The organism is Piscicoccus intestinalis NBRC 104926 (assembly GCF_001515525.1).
Classification (GTDB): Bacteria; Actinomycetota; Actinomycetes; order Actinomycetales; family Dermatophilaceae; genus Kineosphaera; species Kineosphaera intestinalis.
In genome coordinates this window covers 1-1,966 of the sequence record NZ_BCNQ01000274.1, presented here as the reverse complement: position 1 = coordinate 1,966, position 1,966 = coordinate 1, and the positions used below count along the sequence as shown (strand labels likewise).

2 protein-coding genes and 1 pseudogene are annotated in these 1,966 nt (G+C 76.4%); all 3 read left to right on the top strand.

What is annotated here, in order from left to right; genetic code table 11:
- Positions 1 to 472 (top strand): hypothetical protein (locus tag PINTE_RS23545; RefSeq protein ID WP_217996681.1); only part of this gene is annotated, 472 nt, incomplete at its 5' end.
- Positions 469 to 1,638: a hypothetical protein gene (locus tag PINTE_RS21145; protein WP_068434554.1), complete on the top strand. Its 1,170-nt coding sequence runs from the start codon at positions 469 to 471 to the stop codon at positions 1,636 to 1,638. The genes PINTE_RS23545 and PINTE_RS21145, both read left to right, overlap by 4 nt.
- 20 nt (positions 1,639 to 1,658) lie before the next feature.
- Positions 1,659 to 1,966: pseudogene (locus PINTE_RS23540) on the top strand (hypothetical protein); the annotation flags it as partial.

The window sequence follows — 1,966 nt, the reverse complement described above, 5'->3', positions numbered from 1 at the left end:
GATCTCCGCCGAGGCGGGCACCGGCTACCTGTCGGACACCGCCGCGGTGCGCGCGGCCGCGGGGCAGGCCCGCGCGGCCGAGCTGTCCGCCGTGCTCCCGGGGGCCGACGTCGCCGCGTCGTCGACCGCGGCCAACGACGCCCGAAACCGCGTCGACTCTCTGCTCGCCGCCGGTCCGACGGCCTTTCCCGACAACATCGCCACCAGCTGGCGCAGTTACGCGGCGCAGTCCGGGCAGGTGCTCGGCACGGCCGGCTCCAACGCGACCGCCGCCGCCACGGCCGCGACGACGACGAGCGCGGCCGCGTACTCGGCGTTCGCCGCCGAGCTGCCCGCCGTCAACACGAGCGCCCCCGACCCGGCCACCCCCGACCCGGCCGCCCCGTGGGCCTGGCTCTCGCTGCTCGCCGGCATCGCGGGCGGTGTGCTGGCCTGGATCGGCCTCGACCGACGACTCAAGGACTACCGATGAGCAGCCAGTTCGCGGTCGCCCCCCAAGCCCCCGGCGCCATGGGCGAAGACGTCGACCCCGAGCGCCTGCTCACCTACCTCACCGACCTCGGAGCGTGGCGCGACCGGCGCAAGGTCGAACTCGACGAGCTCGACGAGGCCTGCCTGCGCTCCCCCGACCGCGACGCGCTGACCCCGGACGTCATGCTGTCGATGACGCTGTGGCAGGCCGTCGCCGGGCGCCACGACCTGCTCGTCGCCACGTGGGATTCCGGCCGCGTGCTGGAGCCCGAACGCCGCCGGCTCACGACGCTCATCTGGGGCCGCCTCGACCAACGCGGCGGTCAGGGCAGCGCGCTCGCGGTCAGCCTCCCCGAGGCGTGCCGGCTCTCCGACACGCTCGCGGGCTCGCTGCGGGCGCGGCTGCGGCTCGACGGGGCCGAACCCGACGTCTCCGCGCGGGTGCGCGACCTGCGGGCCGCCGTCGAGCGCATCCGCGACCTCGTCGCCGCGATCCCCGCGAAGAACCGCGCCTCCGCCGAGCAGGTGCTCATCGGCCTCGACCGGCGACTCGTCGACGTCGCCGACCGCGCCAAACGGGGCGCCGACGTCGGCGGCCTGCTGCCGGCCCTCGAACAGGAGAGCGCCCGCACCGAGCGCGACCTCATCGTCGCCGCCTCCCAGCGCGCCAAGGCCAAGCACGACCTGACGACGGCCCGGCAGCGCCGCGACGAGCTGGCCGCCCGCGGCGACGCCCTGCAGCGGCTCGCGGCCCGCACCGTGGGCGCCGTGACACCCGCCCCAACCCTCGCGGTGCCCGACGTCAACGCGCTCGGCGAGCCGACCGGCTCCGACGTCGACGCCTATCTGCAGCGACTCGACCGGGTCGAGGCCGCCCTGGAGACCGTGCACCGCGCCTACTCCGCGGCGCTGGAGAAGCGCGAGGAGTTCGCCGGGCAGATCCGGGCGTACGCGTCGAAGGCCGCCGCCCTGACCGGCGACGCGGCCGACGACGCGGCCGAGCTCTCGCGGCGCGCCGAGGAGACCCTCCAGCGCACGCCGGTCGACCTCGACCGGCTGGCCGCCCTCGCGGCGGCCCAACAGTCCTACCTGGCCGCGCACGAGCGAGCCGGTTCGGGGCGCTCCGCGGCGAACGGTGGCGCGGCACGGGAGGCGGTTCGGCGATGAGTTCGGCGACGAGGTCGGGAATGCGACCGTGCGACCAGACCGGCTGCCCGGGGCACTACGTCGACGGCTACTGCGACTTCTGCGGGTTCCCCGACCCGCAGGCCTCCACCGACGATTCCGCACACTACTCTGTGCCGACCGCCACCGCGGCCTCGACGTCCGCCCAGGAGGCGGGCCTGCCCGACGGCTCCGCCGACCCCACCGGCTCCGGCTTCGGGGGCGGCTCGGGCTTCGGCGGCAGCTCGGGCGTCTCGGGCTTCGGCGGTGGCTCGGGCGGCTCGGGGGGCTCGGCGCGCGCGTCGGCGCGCAGTTCGGCGTTCCCGGAGGA